The organism is Pyxidicoccus sp. M15 (assembly GCF_056858435.1).
This window is the reverse complement of the sequence record NZ_CM166495.1, coordinates 4,670,875-4,685,742: the sequence shown is the minus strand read 5'-3', so window position 1 is coordinate 4,685,742 and position 14,868 is coordinate 4,670,875. Positions and strand designations below refer to the sequence as shown.

15 protein-coding genes and 5 tRNA genes are annotated in these 14,868 nt (G+C 70.2%); 5 read left to right on the top strand and 15 right to left on the bottom strand.

What is annotated here, in order from left to right:
* Nucleotides 1-70 precede the first annotated feature (70 nt).
* From nusG to ACX9TP_RS17700, 14 genes are all read right to left on the bottom strand, one after another.
* Nucleotides 71-613 (bottom strand): transcription termination/antitermination protein NusG, encoded by a 543-nt coding sequence (nusG, locus tag ACX9TP_RS17765; protein WP_482980910.1) that lies wholly within the window; start codon nucleotides 611-613, stop codon nucleotides 71-73.
* Nucleotides 613-1,056 carry a preprotein translocase subunit SecE gene (secE, locus tag ACX9TP_RS17760; protein WP_482980909.1) on the bottom strand — a complete coding sequence of 148 codons (444 nt, stop codon included), beginning with the start codon at nucleotides 1,054-1,056 and terminating at the stop codon, nucleotides 613-615. The genes nusG and secE overlap by 1 nt, the downstream gene beginning before the upstream one ends.
* Nucleotides 1,057-1,157: 101 nt before the next feature.
* A tRNA-Trp gene (locus ACX9TP_RS17755) sits at nucleotides 1,158-1,233 on the bottom strand.
* Nucleotides 1,234-1,257: 24 nt separating this feature from the next.
* Nucleotides 1,258-1,422 carry a 50S ribosomal protein L33 gene (rpmG, locus tag ACX9TP_RS17750; RefSeq protein WP_011553120.1) on the bottom strand — a complete coding sequence of 55 codons (165 nt, stop codon included), beginning with the start codon at nucleotides 1,420-1,422 and terminating at the stop codon, nucleotides 1,258-1,260.
* A gap of 102 nt (nucleotides 1,423-1,524) precedes the next feature.
* Entirely contained in the window at nucleotides 1,525-2,715 is a 1,191-nt protein-coding gene (tuf, locus tag ACX9TP_RS17745; RefSeq protein WP_482980908.1) for an elongation factor Tu, read from the bottom strand.
* Nucleotides 2,716-2,732: 17 nt separating this feature from the next.
* Nucleotides 2,733-2,808, bottom strand: a tRNA-Thr gene (locus ACX9TP_RS17740).
* 26 nt (nucleotides 2,809-2,834) lie between these two features.
* Nucleotides 2,835-2,910 (bottom strand) — tRNA-Gly (locus tag ACX9TP_RS17735).
* A 9-nt stretch (nucleotides 2,911-2,919) separates the two neighbouring features.
* Nucleotides 2,920-3,002, bottom strand: a tRNA-Tyr gene (locus ACX9TP_RS17730).
* Between the two features lie 82 nt (nucleotides 3,003-3,084).
* Nucleotides 3,085-3,157: transfer RNA gene (locus tag ACX9TP_RS17725), tRNA-Thr, on the bottom strand.
* Nucleotides 3,158-3,290: 133 nt separating this feature from the next.
* Entirely contained in the window at nucleotides 3,291-4,001 is a 711-nt protein-coding gene (gene rlmB / locus ACX9TP_RS17720; protein ID WP_482982191.1) for a 23S rRNA (guanosine(2251)-2'-O)-methyltransferase RlmB, read from the bottom strand.
* A 195-nt stretch (nucleotides 4,002-4,196) separates the two neighbouring features.
* Entirely contained in the window at nucleotides 4,197-4,646 is a 450-nt protein-coding gene (locus tag ACX9TP_RS17715) for a hypothetical protein (RefSeq protein ID WP_482980907.1), read from the bottom strand.
* A gap of 65 nt (nucleotides 4,647-4,711) precedes the next feature.
* Nucleotides 4,712-5,710, bottom strand: coding sequence for an ATP-grasp domain-containing protein (locus ACX9TP_RS17710; protein WP_482980906.1), 999 nt, complete (start codon nucleotides 5,708-5,710; stop codon nucleotides 4,712-4,714).
* A 78-nt stretch (nucleotides 5,711-5,788) separates the two neighbouring features.
* On the bottom strand, nucleotides 5,789-7,060 hold the full coding sequence (gene cglB, locus ACX9TP_RS17705; protein ID WP_482980905.1) for an adventurous gliding motility lipoprotein CglB: 1,272 nt from the start codon (nucleotides 7,058-7,060) through the stop codon (nucleotides 5,789-5,791).
* 249 nt (nucleotides 7,061-7,309) lie between these two features.
* A complete protein-coding gene (locus ACX9TP_RS17700; protein ID WP_482980904.1) occupies nucleotides 7,310-7,702 on the bottom strand; it encodes a hypothetical protein in 393 nt (130 codons plus the stop codon).
* A gap of 142 nt (nucleotides 7,703-7,844) precedes the next feature.
* On the opposite strand from ACX9TP_RS17700, the gene ACX9TP_RS17695 reads away from it, so the two are divergent.
* The 4 genes from ACX9TP_RS17695 to hrpB are packed head-to-tail and all read left to right on the top strand — an operon-like array spanning nucleotide 7,845 to nucleotide 13,116.
* Complete coding sequence (locus tag ACX9TP_RS17695; protein WP_482980903.1) at nucleotides 7,845-8,438, top strand: HEAT repeat domain-containing protein; 594 nt, start codon at nucleotides 7,845-7,847, stop codon at nucleotides 8,436-8,438.
* Nucleotides 8,439-8,482: 44 nt separating this feature from the next.
* Complete coding sequence (locus tag ACX9TP_RS17690) at nucleotides 8,483-9,178, top strand: HAD family hydrolase (RefSeq protein WP_482980902.1); 696 nt, start codon at nucleotides 8,483-8,485, stop codon at nucleotides 9,176-9,178.
* A 41-nt stretch (nucleotides 9,179-9,219) separates the two neighbouring features.
* Nucleotides 9,220-10,515 carry a hypothetical protein gene (locus tag ACX9TP_RS17685; RefSeq protein ID WP_482980901.1) on the top strand — a complete coding sequence of 432 codons (1,296 nt, stop codon included), beginning with the start codon at nucleotides 9,220-9,222 and terminating at the stop codon, nucleotides 10,513-10,515.
* 36 nt (nucleotides 10,516-10,551) lie between these two features.
* The gene (gene hrpB, locus ACX9TP_RS17680; RefSeq protein ID WP_482980900.1) at nucleotides 10,552-13,116 is read left to right on the top strand and encodes an ATP-dependent helicase HrpB; all 2,565 of its coding nucleotides are present in this window, start codon (nucleotides 10,552-10,554) and stop codon (nucleotides 13,114-13,116) included.
* A 6-nt stretch (nucleotides 13,117-13,122) separates the two neighbouring features.
* Here the strand turns inward: hrpB and ACX9TP_RS17675 are convergent, their stop codons facing one another.
* The gene (locus ACX9TP_RS17675; protein ID WP_482980899.1) at nucleotides 13,123-13,599 is read right to left on the bottom strand and encodes a GNAT family N-acetyltransferase; all 477 of its coding nucleotides are present in this window, start codon (nucleotides 13,597-13,599) and stop codon (nucleotides 13,123-13,125) included.
* Nucleotides 13,600-13,676: 77 nt separating this feature from the next.
* On the opposite strand from ACX9TP_RS17675, the gene ACX9TP_RS17670 reads away from it, so the two are divergent.
* Nucleotides 13,677-14,852 carry an MFS transporter gene (locus ACX9TP_RS17670; protein ID WP_482980898.1) on the top strand — a complete coding sequence of 392 codons (1,176 nt, stop codon included), beginning with the start codon at nucleotides 13,677-13,679 and terminating at the stop codon, nucleotides 14,850-14,852.
* Nucleotides 14,853-14,868 lie beyond the last annotated feature (16 nt).

The window sequence follows — 14,868 nt, the reverse complement described above, 5'->3', positions numbered from 1 at the left end:
CCTCTTCGGGACGCGGAAATACGAGCGCGGCGTGTCCTAGCTGAAGGACACGCCGCGAACAACACCTGCGCTAGCCGGTGGTCTTCTCCACCTGCATGAAGTCCAGCTCCACGGGGGTGGCGCGGCCGAAGATGCTCACGAGCACCTTGACCCGGCCCTTCTCCGCGTTGACCTCCTCCACCGTGCCGTTGAAGTTGGCGAACGGGCCGTCGATGACGCGCACCGTGTCACCCTCGTCGAACTGCACCTTGGGCTTCGGCTTGAGCGTGCCCTCGGAGATCTGCGAGGTGAGCTTGGCCACCTCGGCATCCGTGATGGGCAGCGGGTTCTGGTTCTGCGCCGTGCCGGGGAAGCCGGTGATCTTCGGCGTGTTCTTCACCAGGTGGAGCGTCCGGTCGTTCAGCTCCATCTGCACGAAGATGTAGCCGGGGAAGAACTTGCGGCGAGACGTCTTCTTCTCGCCCTTCACCATCTCGACGACCTGCTCCATGGGAATCAGGATTTCGCCGAACTGGTCCTGGAGCCCCTCGAGGCGCACCTTCTCCTCCAGGCTCTTCTTCGCCTGGTTCTCGAAGTTCGAGTAGGTGTGGACCACGTACCATTTCATCGCCATTACAGCGTCCCCCACACAGCGGGCAGCCACTCCACCATCAACTTGTAGGCGATGGTGTCGATGAAGAAGAGCAGCACCGCGGCGACGAGCGAGGCGACGACCACGGCCATGGTCGACGTCCGGGTCTCCGACCAGGTCGGCCAGGTGACCTTCATCAGCTCGGAGGCCACGTCGAGTGAGAGCGTGTGCGTGCGTGGGTGGAAGTACGCGCCGACGGCAATCCCCACGGCCAGCAGGTAGCCAATCAGCGTGGACACCTTCCAGTCCAGGCCCTCGATGAGGATGGGGTCGCCCCAGCCAAACCGCGCCCACAGCAACCCGAAGACGCGCTCCAGGAAGAGGGCCAGGATGATGCCGGCGAGGAGATAGAAGATGACCACGAGCCGCTTCGGGTCCATCGCCGAGCGGTTAGCCTGCTGGCTGGCCTCTGATGCCGTCGCCATGGTGCCTCACGGGGGTACTACGGATGCGAAAACGTGGGACTGCGAAAACACAGGAACCCCCGGTACCTCCAGGTACCGGGGGCCCCGCTCCCACTGAGAGTTGGCAGGCCAGGAGGGATTCGAACCCCCAACACGCGGATTTGGAGACCGCTGCTCTACCGTTGGAGCTACTGGCCTAGAACCTTCCCTGGAACTACCGACCTAGACCTTACCTTCCTTGTGGTCCTGATGCTTGCGGCACCGAGGGCAGAACTTGCTCAGTTCGAGCTTGTCCTGGCTCTTCCGCTTGTTCTTCGTGGTCGTGTAGTTCCGCTCCTTGCACACAGTGCACTCGAGCGAAATGATGGAACGATTGCCCTTCGGCATGACCTACCTCACCAGATACGAGAGGGGAAGGCTACCACGAAGGAGCCCTCCCCTCGGAATCGGGACTGTTGAGCCCGGCAACCCGAAGGCCGCCCAGGCAAGTTACTCGATGATCTCGGCCACGACGCCGGCGCCCACCGTACGGCCACCCTCGCGGACGGCGAACCGGAGCTCCTTCTCCATGGCGACCGGGGTGATGAGCTCCACCTCGATAGCAATGTTGTCGCCCGGCATCACCATTTCCACGTTGTCCGGCAGCTTCACCGTGCCCGTCACGTCCGTGGTGCGGAAGTAGAACTGGGGACGGTAGCCCTTGAAGAACGGGGTGTGACGGCCACCCTCTTCCTTCGAGAGCACGTAGATCTGCGCCTTGAACTTGGTGTGCGGGGTGATGCTGCCCGGCTTGGCCAGCACCTGGCCGCGCTCCAGGTCCTCACGCTTCAGACCACGCACCAGCGCGCCGATGTTGTCGCCCGCCATGCCCTCGTCGAGCAGCTTGCGGAACATCTCCACGCCCGTCACGACGGTCTTCTGCGTCGGACGCAGACCGACGACTTCGACTTCCTCGCCGACCTTGATCTTGCCGCGCTCGACGCGGCCGGTGGCCACCGTGCCACGGCCGGCGATGGAGAAGACGTCTTCCACCGGCATCAGGAAGGGCTTGTCCGTGGCGCGCTGCGGGGTGGGGATGTAGCTGTCCACCGCCTCCATCAGCTTCAGGATGGCCGGCTCGCCGATGTCGCTGGTGTCACCCTCGAGCGCCTTGAGGGCCGAGCCGGGGACGATGGGGATGGTGTCGCCGGGGAACTCGTACTTCTTGAGCAGGTCCCGGACCTCCATCTCCACGAGCTCGCGCAGCTCGGGGTCGTCCAGCATGTCCACCTTGTTCAGGAAGACGACGATGTAGGGCACGCCGACCTGGCGGGCCAGGAGGATGTGCTCACGCGTCTGGGGCATCGGGCCGTCGGCCGCGGAGACCACCAGGATGGCGCCGTCCATCTGCGCCGCGCCGGTAATCATGTTCTTGACGTAGTCGGCGTGGCCCGGGCAGTCGACGTGGGCGTAGTGCCGGTTCTTCGTCTGGTACTCCACGTGCGCGGTGGAGATGGTGATACCGCGCTCACGCTCCTCCGGCGCCTTGTCGATCTGGTCGTACGCCATGAACGTGGCGCCGCCCGTCTTCGCCAGCACCTTGGTGATGGCGGCCGTCAGCGACGTCTTGCCGTGGTCCACGTGTCCGATCGTGCCGATGTTCACGTGGGGCTTGTTACGCTCGAACTTCTCCTTGGCCATGACACTCCTCTAAAAAATGGAGCCCTGAACCAGGATTGAACTGGTGACCTCATCCTTACCAAGGATGCGCTCTGCCAACTGAGCTATCAGGGCTTGGCGATGCTGTGGACTACAACGGTTGGAGCGGGAAATGGGACTCGAACCCACGACATTCAGCTTGGAAGGCTGACGCTCTACCAACTGAGCTATTCCCGCGTTGCCGAGTGGAGGGAGGTGGATTCGAACCACCGAAGGCGTGAACCGGCAGATTTACAGTCTGCTCCCTTTGGCCGCTTGGGTATCCCTCCGTATTCCCTTGTCATCTACTGCTACAGCGTGCTGCGACTGCCAACTGCGTCCCGGGCCCTCATCCGCGGCCCCGTCCTGCTTGGCCGGCGGCGGGACTTGAACCCGCGACCTACTGATTACAAATCAGTTGCTCTACCGACTGAGCTACACCGGCACTCATCCGGCTGCCACCACGACGCCCAACCCGACTTCAGCGGAACCGTCGACCACCCGGCACCGCCCTGAGAGGGGCGCCCTTTTAAAAGTCCCCACCGCCCAAGTCAAGGACATTGATCCTGAGTGGCGGCCTACCGGACGGGGACACTCCCCCGCTGGCGGGCGACCTCGTATAACAGAATGCCCGCCGAAACGGACGCATTCAGTGAACCGACCTGACCGGTCATCGGAATCCTGAGGCGGAAGTCGCAGTGCTTCAGGACGCCTTCCCGCACGCCTGTCCCCTCGGCGCCCACCACCAGGGCCAGGGGCCCGTCCAGCCGGGCGCTCCACATGGGCTCGGTGGCGTCCACGTCCGCCGCCGCCACCCACAGGCCGGCTTCCTTCAGCTCCTCCAGGGCGCGGGAAACGTTCACCACGCGGGCGATGAGGGTGTGCTCCACCGCCCCCGCCGACGCCTTGGCCACGGTGCCCGTCACCTGCACCGCGCGGTCCTTGGCAATCACCACCCCGTGCGCGCCGAGCGCGTTCGCCGAGCGGATGATGGCGCCCAGGTTGTGCGGGTCCTGGATGCCGTCGAGCACCACCACCAGCGGAGGCTTGCCGGCGGCCTTCGCCGCCGCGAGCACGTCCTCCAGCTCGGCGTACGTGTAGCCGCGAAGCTCCACCACCACGCCCTGGTGCACGCCGCCCTCGGCCAGCGCGCCCAGGCGCTCACGCGTCACCTTCTCCACCCGGACGCCGGCGTCGCGCGCCCGGCTGAGCAGCTCTCCCGCCGCGCGGGCGCCGAGCTGGCCCTCCACCAGGTAGAGGCGCTCCACCTCTTCCGGCTTCGCCCGCAGGGCCTCGAGGACGGGGTTTACCCCGTAGACGAAGCGCTGCTGGGACTCGGCGCCGCCGCGCCTGTCTTCGCGCTCCCCTCCCCGCTCCCGGCGCTCGCCGCCCGTGCGCTCACCACCACCGCGCTCGCTGCCGCCGCGCTCACCGCCGCCGCGCGCGTCGCCACGACCCCGGGAAGGACGCTCTCTCGAGGCCACCTAGAGGACCTCGACAGGCAGGGACACCGTCTTCTGCTGACGGGCGCAGATCTTCTCGGTGCAGATGAAGAACAGGAGCTTGGCGTCCACGCTGCCCTTGCCGGCGGCGGTGGTGGTGAAGGGGACCTCGAAGCGCGGGTCGGTGAACTCCTGGCCCGCGGTCTTCTTGGCCACCGAGTCCTCGCGGCCCAGCTTCTCCTTCGCCGGAGCCAGCTGGGTGCCCTTCACCTCCAGCTTCAGCGGGGCTTCCTCGGAGACGTGGGCGCCCTGCTTCGTCTTGATGGCGAGCACGAAGACGCCCTTCTCCCCCGCCTTCACCTGGGTGGAGGTGCCCTCGGTGGTCACCTCATAGAGGCTGGTGGGGTCCACGTCCTCGGCGAGCGCGGGGGCCGACCCGGCCAGCATCGCGAGCACGGCGGCCACGGAAGTGAAGCGTTGGATGCGCAGCATGAAGTCGTCTCCTGGATTCGGGTGTTCCGTATCACGGCCTGCGACGGCGGGGGCCGCCTTTCTCTTCAACCGCCCCCCGCGCCCGCCTTCGTCGCGCGCCCGTTCCCCTTGCGCGGAGCGGTCGCCGGCGGGACCGGGGGCACCGGCAGCATCGCTGGCGGAGACAGGTCCGGCACGGACACCGGGGGGGCGCCCGCCACCAGCGCTTCGGCACGTTCGATGATGAGGGTGGCCAGGTCCATGCCGGTGGCGGCCTCCATCTCCGGAAGCGCGGGAGAGCTGTTCACCTCGAAGACCTTGGGCTGCCCCTGCACGTCGAGCATGTCCACCGCCGCCACCTCCAGCCCCACCAGGCGGGTGGCCTTCTCCGCGGTGGCACGCTGGCCCGGGGACAGCTCGATGACCTCCAGCCGCGCGCCCTTGTTGAGGGTGTGCGCAAGCCTCCCGGGGCGCGGCTTGCGGCGCACCGCGGCCACCGCCTGCCCTCCCACCACGAGCACCCGCACGTCCTGGCCGGAGCTCTTCACATACTCCTGCATGACGAGGTTGTGCCCCAGGCCCAGCACCGCCTCGAGCGCGGCCTCCAGGGACTGGAGGCTTTCGCACACCATGACGCCGTGCTTCTCCTGCCCCTGGAGCAGCTTCACCAGCACCGGCACACCGCCGACCAGGCCCACCATCTCCTTGAGGTGGGCCGCGTCACGCGCCATCACCGTGGCGGGGATGCCGATGCCGTGCGCGGACAGCAGCTGCAGCGAGCGCATCTTGTTGCGCGACTGGGCAATGGCCTGGGCGTGGTTGACGAGCGGCACGCGCGCCAGCCCGAACTGGTTCACCACCGCGAGCCCGTACGTGCTGATGGACTGGGCGATGCGCGGGAGGACGACGTCCGTGGGCGCCAGCTTCTTGCGGTCGTAGTAGAGGGTGGCGCTCCCCCCGTCCAGGTGCATCTGCACGCGGAGCGGGTTGAGCACCCGCATCCGGTGCCCCCGCGCGCGGCCCACCTCGACGAGGCGTCGGGTGGACGGGATGGAGGCGGAGCGCGAGAGGAGGGTGGCTTTCATGGGGGCGGCCCCACCGGGGAGCGACGGACCTATAATCCTCGCCCCGCGCCGGGTAAAGCCGCCCCTCGGGCCGTCAGGCTAGCGCTGGCGGATTGCCCGGATCTCGATGTTGATGGGCGAATCCGGGCTGGACGCCTTGATGCGCTCGCAGGCCGCGCCGTTGAACAGCACGCCACGGTCCTCCACCACCCAGGTGTTGTCGCCCGTGAGCGAGCGCTCGCCGTCGATGTAGACGACGATGAGCTTGGGGTCCGAGGGGAGCTGGGACGGGTCCATCGGGATGAGGCAGGGCTCCGGGTTGATGACCTTCTTGCTGATGGCCTCCAGGGCCTGGGCCAGCTCGGTCTGGTTGCCCGCCTGGTAGAAGCTGCGCTGGCACAGGCGCGTCACGGGGTCGCACGGATCATTGGGGCCGCAGGACGTCTGACCCGCCTCGCAGGTGCGGGCAAAGCCGCCGGCGCGGGCCATGGCGTCCAGCACCGCCGGGCCGTCGCCCTCGGCCGTCTCCGCGCCGAAGCCGATGACGATGGTGGTGATGTCCTTGCCGGACAGCTCCCGCACCGCCTTCACCGACTCGTCCATGTCCAGGCAGCCGCGCCGCGAGAAGGTGCCGGAGCACGCCGTCGTGCCCGTCTGGGTGCACTTGCACGCCGCCGGGTTGCTGCCGTCGTTGAGGTTGTCCGGGTTGCAGTTGGGCAGACCGTCCGTGAGGAGGATGACGAAGTTCGTGCGCTCCTCGGACTGCAGTCCCTCCAGGCCGCCCACGAAGCGCAGGCTCAGGCTGGTGGGCGTGCCGCCGAAGGGCCGGCCCTCACCCGCGTTGGGGATGCCCTGGATGATGTCGTTGATCTGGTTGGCGTGCGTCAGCAGGGACGCGTCGTCCTCGGCCGCCGGCAGGTCCTTGAGGACCGAGTTCACCGTGGAGGGGTTGCAGGCGACGCTGCTGGACGTGGAGCCGTTGGTCTCCGGGTAGGTCGTCAGGCCGAAGCGGACGAACTGACCGGAGTTGGCGAGGAACTGCGGCACCGCGGCCTGCAGCTCCGTCCAGCGCGTGGGGCAGATGGCCGTGTTGCAGGGCACCGAGTCACCGCACGTCTCGAGATCATCCCCCACCGGAACCTGGCAGTCCGGGTCCGCCTTGTTCACCGGGTCCGTCATCGAGCCGGAGATGTCCACCAGCATCATGATGTTCGGCTTGCGGCTGCGAGCCTGGATGGTCTCCTCGACCGTCGTCTGCGCGATGGCGAGCGGCTCCACCGGCTCGAAGTCGTACGTCTGACAGGCCGTGGCGAGGGCACCCGTGATGGTGCCGAAGGCAAGTGCGCTGAGGAGGGTCAGCTTGGCGCGCATAGGTGATGGGTTCCTTCTGATGCGGATGGGGATCGCGGAGCTTCCGCGCGGCCGGGGATTCAAGGGGGGTACGGCGTTACCGCAGCGTACCAAGTCATTCCCGTCGGACGCTACAGTGACGACGGACGGGTGCCCGGTCGTTCGGATGCTACTGCGACGTTACAGCGGCAGCCGATACGAGGTGGGAGCAGGTGCTCAACCCTGCCGGGTGGATGACAGGCATGCCCGCCTGGAGGGCATGCGCCCCGGCTACAGCGCGAGGGTGCGAGCCCCCTGGGTGAGCCGCCAGAGCGAGGCCAGTCCCATCACCTCGTCCAACGTGCCTTCCAGCTCTTCCGGGACAAAGCCACAGATGCGCACCGTGGTGTCACAGGCGATGAGCTTCGCGCCCAGGGCCCGCGCCTCCTCCAGCATGCGCGCGGGGGGAGGCACTCCGAGGCCTTCCGCCCGCGCGAGTTCCTCCTGCTCCCGCGCCCCCTGGGCCCGCCCGAAGCTCCCGCCGACGAGCTGTCGCAGCGCATCGAAGGCGAAGACGACGTACACCTCGTCCCCCATCGCCGCTGCGGTGATACCCATGGAGGCGGCCTGGAACGCCGGCTCATACGTGGCGTGCTGGAGGAAGAAGAAGACGCGTCCGGCCATGACGGTGAGACCTTAGTGCGGTTCGAGTCCGGAGGGGCAATCGGCATATAACCCGGGAAGTCACCCTGTCCGGGGAGCCCCCATGACGACATCCCTGCCCTCTCGTTCTGGCGCAGTGCCTTCGCGCCTCCGTCGACGCTGGATGCCGGGCGTGCTCGGCGCGGTGCTGGTGCTCGCCGGCTCCGGCGTCATGGCCCGGATGAACACGCGCGCCCCCGTGGAGCCGCCCTCCGCTCCGGGCACTGACACCCCTGCCTCCGGTGAGCTGCGGGCCCGGGTGCTCGCGCTGTTGGATGCGCCGCAGCCACAGGCAGGAGCCCGCGAGGAGGCCTGGCGCAGGCTGGGGCCCGATGCCGTGCCCGTGCTCACCGCGCTCGCCGTGGACCGCCAGACGCCCGTCGCTCGACGCGCGCTGGCCCTGACGTCGCTGGCCCTGGCGGACCCGGCGGGTGGCGCGGGCTCCATCCGCGAGGTGCTGGAGGATGCGCGCGCTCCGGCGGACGTGCGCGCCAGCGCGGCGGTGGCCCTGGGTCGGTGCCTGGGCCTGGACGCGGTTCCCACCCTTCTCAACCGCCTGAGAGACCGCGAGGACCGCGTGCGCGAGGCCGTCGCCGTGACGCTCGGACGGCTGGGCGGGCAGCAGGTGCGGCAGGCGCTGGAGGACCGGCTGCCCCTGGAAGAGCAGCCTCTCGTCCGTGAGGCGCTCCAGCGGGGCCTCACCCTCGTCGAGCCCTGACTCGGGGCTCGCGTCGGCCCGGGGCTTCCGTTAGATGGGAGGCCATGCGGCCTACCGTCCTGCTCTTCGACATCGATGGAACCCTCGTCACCACCGGAGGCGCCGGGCGCCGCTCCATGGACTTCGCCTTCGAGCAGCTCCATGGGCGCCGCGATGCGTGCGACTCGTTCAGCATGTCCGGGATGACGGACCGGGCCATCGTCCGCAAGGCGCTGAACATCATCGGCGCGGAGGACTCGACCGCAGCCATCGACGCGGTCATCGCCGCCTACCTCGCCCACCTCACCGAGGAGGTGCGGAGGGTGGATGACGAACGCTACCGCGTCTTCCCGGGCATGCGGGAGGCAGTGCGGGAGGCCCGCTCGCGCACGGGCTTCGCGGTGGGCCTGGGCACCGGCAACGTGCGCGAGGGCGCTCGCGTGAAGCTGGAGCGCGTGGGCATCTATGACCAGTTCGCCTTCGGCGGCTTCGGCTGCGACGCCGAGGACCGGGTGGAGCTCATCCGCTGCGGCGCGAAGGCCGGCGCGGCGCTGCTCGGCGCCCCGGTGGAGGACTGCCGCGTGGTCGTCATCGGCGACACGCCCAAGGACGTGCACGCGGCCCGGGGCATCGGCGCCGAGTGCATCGGCGTGGGCACCGGCACCTACACGGCCGAGGCCCTGCTGGAGGCCGGCGCCGACGTCGCCTACCCGGACTTCACGCACCGTGACGCCATGACGGTGCTGCTCGGCGGACGCTGAAGCCGTGCTATCTCCCGCCGCCCTTCCGAGGAGCCCGCTGAATGTCGTCCACGCTCGAGTCGTATGAGCTCATCCGCTTCGCCGAGGCCTTCGAGGCCCGGCTCGCCACCGCGGGAGAGATGATTGCGGGAAGGCCCGGCCTGGAGGCCGAGAAGCGCTGGCTGGCAGATGCCCTGGAGCTGGTGCGCACGTCGCGCGCGCCCTCCGCCGGCGTGCTGGACCGCGTGAAGGACCTGCCCGAGCTGGAGGAGGCCCGCGAAGAATACGCCTTCCACCAGCAGGGCCTGTGGGTGGACGCGCTGGAGAAGCTCCACGCCGGCATCACCTTCACCGCGAGCAGCCGCGCGCCCGTCATCGAGGCCCTCTTCCCGCACGTGAAGTTCCCCCAGCTTCGCCGCGCGCCTCGCGACGCCATCATGGAGTACGCCACGTCCTACGAGCGGCGCACCCGGAGCTCGTACGTGACGCGCATCTTCGGCCGCGACGACTTCGCCCTCGTGCGGCCGGTGATGGAGCAGGTGGCCGCCGCCCACGCCGCGTGGCGCTCCAGCCACGAACCCGCTCCGCTGTCGCCCGAGGTGGAGACCGTCCTGCGCGAGGAACTGGTGGCCCTGGGGCGGAAGCTCGACGTGGCCCTGCGCCAGGCGCGGCTGCTCTCCGAGGCCGCGATGGTGCCCGTTCCCAGCGTCTACGAGGCCGCGGGCTTGAGCCTCAAGCCCAAGCGCCGCGCGGGACGCGGGCTGGGACCGACGGCCGACGAGGCCCTGGCCGGGTTCGGCGACGAGCCCGTGGACTCCATGGAGCCCACCGAGGCGGAGCTGGCCGAGGTCGCCGCGCTGGATGCGGGCGGTGACGATGGCCCGGCGGACTCCGCGGCTCCCGCCGCAGGGGCGTCCGTGCAGACCGAGGCGCGGGCAGGCGCACTGGAGTCGGCGGAGCAGGCCCACGGGGCCATGGGGGATGGGCACAGCGGCGACGGCGCGGACGTCGCGGCCCCCGAGATGAATGGAGCGCAGGACGAAGACCGCGCGCCGCAGCCCGCCGCGGAGTCCGTCGCCGCGACAGAGGACAGTCACGCCGCGCACGGCGCGACACCGGGAGGACTCACGCCCTCCGAGGGCTCCACTCGGTCGTCGGAGGCTTCCCCCGACTCCGTCAGCGAGCCCCAGGCCGAGCCTCGTGGTGCCCGGAAGGGCCGCAAGAAGGCGGAGGCCGCCCCCACTCCCTCCGAGGAGGAGGCACCGCCGTCGCAGGCGGGCGCGGAGGCCCAGGCGCCTCGCGTGCGGAAGAAGAAGGCAGCGCCCACTCCGGACGCCTCCGGCTCCGATACACCCTGAGCGGTCTCCGGACCGCGCCGTTAGAGGACCCCGGCCATGGCGGACGTCGCCCTTCCCATCGATCCCCTCCTGCCGGAAATCGTCTCCACGCTGCGGGGCGCGCGCTCGCTCGTGCTGGAGGCCCCTCCCGGCGCGGGCAAGACGACGCGCGTGCCCCGCGCGCTGCTGGAGGCCGGGCTCGGGCAGGGCAAGGAGATTGTCGTCCTCCAGCCGCGCCGCCTCCCCACCCGGCTCGCCGCCCAGCGCGTCTCCGAGGAGATTGGCGAGCGCGTCGGTGACACCGTCGGCTACCAGGTCCGCTTCGAGGACGTGCGCAGCGCGAAGACGCGCCTGTCCTTCGTCACCGAGGGCGTGCTCGGCCGCCGCCTGCTGTCCGACCCGAAGCTGAAGGACGTGGGCATCGTCGTGCTCGACGAGTTCCACGAGCGGCACCTGTCCGCGGACATCTCGCTCGCGCTGCTGCGCCGGCTCCAGGAGACCGCGCGCCCCGACCTCAAGGTCGTCGTCATGTCCGCGACGCTGGAGGCCGAGCCCATCCGGGCATACCTCGGAGGTTGTCCCTCGCTGCGCTCCGAGGGCCGCCGCTTCGACGTGAGCGTCGAGTACCTCCCCGCGCCCGATGAGCGGTACCTCGACCAGCAGGTGCTCTCCGGCATCAAGCGCGTGTTCGCCAACGGCCTCGACGGCGACGTGCTCGTCTTCCTCCCCGGCGCCGGAGAAATCCGCCGCGCGCGCGACGTCTGCGCCGAGTTCGCCGAGCGCCACGGCGCCGACGTGCTTCCCCTCCACGGAGACCTCTCCCCCGCCGAGCAGGACCGCGCCGTGCGCCGCAGCCCGCGCAGGAAGATCATCCTCTCCACCAACGTGGCGGAGACCTCCGTCACCATCGACGGCGTGGCCGTGGTCATCGACACCGGGCTGGCGCGCGTGGCCAGCCACTCGCCCTGGTCCGGCCTGCCGCAGCTCAAGCTGTCCAAGGTCAGCCGCGCCTCCGCGATTCAGCGCGCGGGCCGCGCCGGCCGCACGCGCGCCGGCCAGTGCCTGCGCCTCTACACCCAGCACGACTTCGACGGCCGCCCCGAGCAGGAGGCCCCCGAAATCCGCCGCATGGACCTGGCGGAGACGGTGCTCTCCCTGCGCGCGTCCGGCGTGACGGACCTGGCCGCCTTCCCCTTCTTCGAGGCGCCTCCCCCCGCCTCGCTCGAAGCCGCGGAGACGCTCCTGCGCAGGCTGGGCGCGGTGGATGCGAAGGGGCTCGTCACGGACGTGGGCCAGCGGCTCCTGCGCTTCCCCGTCCACCCGCGCCAGGCCCGCGTCATCGTCGAGGGCGAGCGCCGGGGCGTGGGCAACGAGGCCGCCGCGCTCGCGGCCCTCATGGGCGAGCGCGACATCCGCCGCGAGGCCCGCGCCAACCTCGGCGGTGGCAGCCGCGGCTCTGCCGTCGTCAGCGGCCCGTCCGACCTGCTGGAGCTGCTCGAGCGCTTCCGCGAGGCCGAGCGCGCCAGCTTCGCCTCCGGGCGCCTGCACTCGCTCTCGCTGGAGGCCGGCGCGGTGCAGTCCGTGGACCGCGTGCAGAAGCAGCTGCGGCGCGCGGTGCGAGGCCAGGGTGCGCGCCCCCAGCGCCCCGAGGACGTGGAGCAGGCCTTGATGCTCAGCGTGCTCGCGGGCTACCCGGACCGAGTGGCCCGCCGTCGCCGTCCCCGCGCGCCCGAGCTGCTCCTGTTCGGCGGCGGCACCGTGTCCCTCTCCGAGATGAGCGTGGTGCAGGACGCCGACCTCATGGTGGCCGTGGACGCCGAGGAGCGCCCCGGGCGCGGCGCCATGGTCCGCATCGCCAGCGCAGTGGAGCCCGAGTGGCTCCTGGACCTCTACCCGGACGCGCTGGAGGAGGTGGACACCCTCCAGTGGAACGCCGAGGCCCGCCGCGTGGAGCGCCTCACCCGCCTGTCCTACGGCAACCTCGTGCTGGAGGAGACGCGCACCCCCGCCCCTCCTTCCGAAGCAGCCGCGCGAGTGCTCGTCGAGGCCGCGCTCGCCGCCGGCCCGGGCAAGTTCGCGGACCCGGAGGCCCTGGAGCAGTGGCGCACCCGCGTGGCGCTGCTCGCGCAGGCCTTCCCCGAGGCGAAGTTCCCCGCCGTGGACGACGCCTTCCTGCGCGACGCGCTGGCCTCGCTGTGCTCCGACGCGCGCAGCTTCAAAGATTTGGAGGGCGTGTCACTCCTCGACGCGCTCTACGCGCGGCTCACGTCAGAGCAGCAGCGCCTGTTGGCCACCCATGCCCCGGAGCGCGTGACGCTGCCGGGCGGACGTGGCGTCAAGGTCCACTACGAGCCGGGCAAGCCGCCGTGGGTGGAGTCACGCCTGCAGGACTTCTTCGGTATGGCCCAGGGGCCCAACGTCTGCGCGGGCCGCGTCCCGCTCGTGCTGCACCTGCTGGCGCCCAACATGCGCGCGGTGCAGGTGACGACGGACCTGGCCGGCTTCTGGGAGCGGCACTACCCGGCCATCCGCAAGGAGCTGTGTCGCAAGTACCCGCGGCACTCGTGGCCCGAGGACCCGCGCCACGCCCAGCCGCCCGCGCCGAAACCACCTCGGCGCTGACGGAGGCTACAGGCGCTTCTGCATCTCCAGGTGGTCGATGCCGGCTTCCTGGAAGACGGCGCCCACCGGCTCGTAGCCGTGCTTCTTGTAGAACTCGAGCGCGTAGAGCTGCGCGTGCAGCATGATGCCCGTGACGCCACGCCGGCGCGCCTCCTCCTCCAGCGTGGTCAGCAGCAGCGAGCCCACGCGCGCCTTGCGGTGCGACTGGAGCACCGCCATGCGGCCAATCTGCCCCCACCTGCCGGGCTGGTTGGCGGGAGCCTGCGGCAGCATCACCAGGCGGCCCGTGCCGATGGCATGGCCCCCCTGGTTGGCGATGACGTGGTACGCGTTGGCGTCCTCCGCGTCGCGCTCGATGCCCTCGGGGACGTGCTGCTCCTCGATGAACACCACCTCGCGGATGGCGAGCGCCTGCATGAGCTCCGCCTCACCCTGAATCTGGGTGATGATAACGGGCGCGGTGGTATCCGTGGGAGTGGCCATGTCGGGGGCAAGGTACACAAAAGCCCGCGACGCCAACAGGCGGAAAAAGCCCTCCGGCATGCCAAGGTGCGGTCCCCATGGCAGGCCAGCATCCGGCAGCCGCCCGAGTATCCCTGGCCGGCTTCTATTTCCTCTATTACGCAACGGTGGGAATCGTCCTGCCCTTCATGCCCGCGTACCTCAAGTCGCTGTCACTCTCGGCGACGCAGGTGGGGCTGCTGCTGTCCATCGGTCCCCTGGTGTCCCTGCTCGCGCCGCCGATGTGGGGCCACCTGGCGGACCGCACCGGCCGTACGGCCCGCGTGCTCACCGGGCTGACCTGCGGCGCGGCGCTCGCCTTCTCCCTCCTGCTGATTGCGCGCACCTTTCCTGAATTGGTAGCCACGCTGGTGACATACGGCGTCTTCGCCTCCTCGTTCACGCCGCTCATCGACAGCCTGGCGATGCACCACGTGGCGCGCGCGGGCGGCAGCTACGCCCACCTCCGGCTGTTCGGCTCGCTGGGCTTCATCGCGTCCAGCGTGGGGTTCGGCCTGTGGGTGACGCGGGTGGACCGCATGCTGGTGGTGACGCCGCTCGTGCTGCTCATGCTGCTCATTCCGTGGACGCTCACGCTGCGCGACAGCGCCGCGCCCGGTCCCCGTCCGCACCCGCTGGCCGGGCTGCGCCTGCTGCGCCACCCCGACATCCGCTGGCTGCTGGCGGCCACGTGCCTGCACTGGCTGGCGTGCGCGCCCTACCACGGCTCGCTCTCCATCCACGTCATGGCGCTGGGGCTGTCCCCCGTCGTGGTCGGCCTGACGGCGGGCGCGGGCGTGCTGGCGGAAGTCGCGGTGATGGCGCTGTACCCGCGCCTCGCCGGAGGCCTCGCGCCGCGCCACGTGCTGGGCTTCGCCTTCGCCATGAGCGCGCTGCGCTGGGTCGGCATGGCGCTGACGTCCTCCGCGGGCGTGCTGGTGGCGCTCGCGCCGCTGCACGGGCTCACCTTCGGCGCCTTCTACGTGGCCTGCGTCGCCTTCCTCGCGCGGCGCGTGCCGCCGGAATTGCGCGCGTCCGGGCAGGCCCTGTTCGCCGCCGTCACCTTCGGCGTGGGCGGGCTGGTGGGCTACGCCTCCTCCGGGGCGGCCTACGACTGGCTGGGCGGACACCGGCTCTTCGCCGTGGCGGGCGCGCTGGAGCTGGTCGCGGCCGTCCTGGTGCTCCAGGCGTCGCCCCCCTCCGAGCCGGAGGTCCTTCCGGCGGAGGCCTCGTGATAGGCTTCCGGGCGTC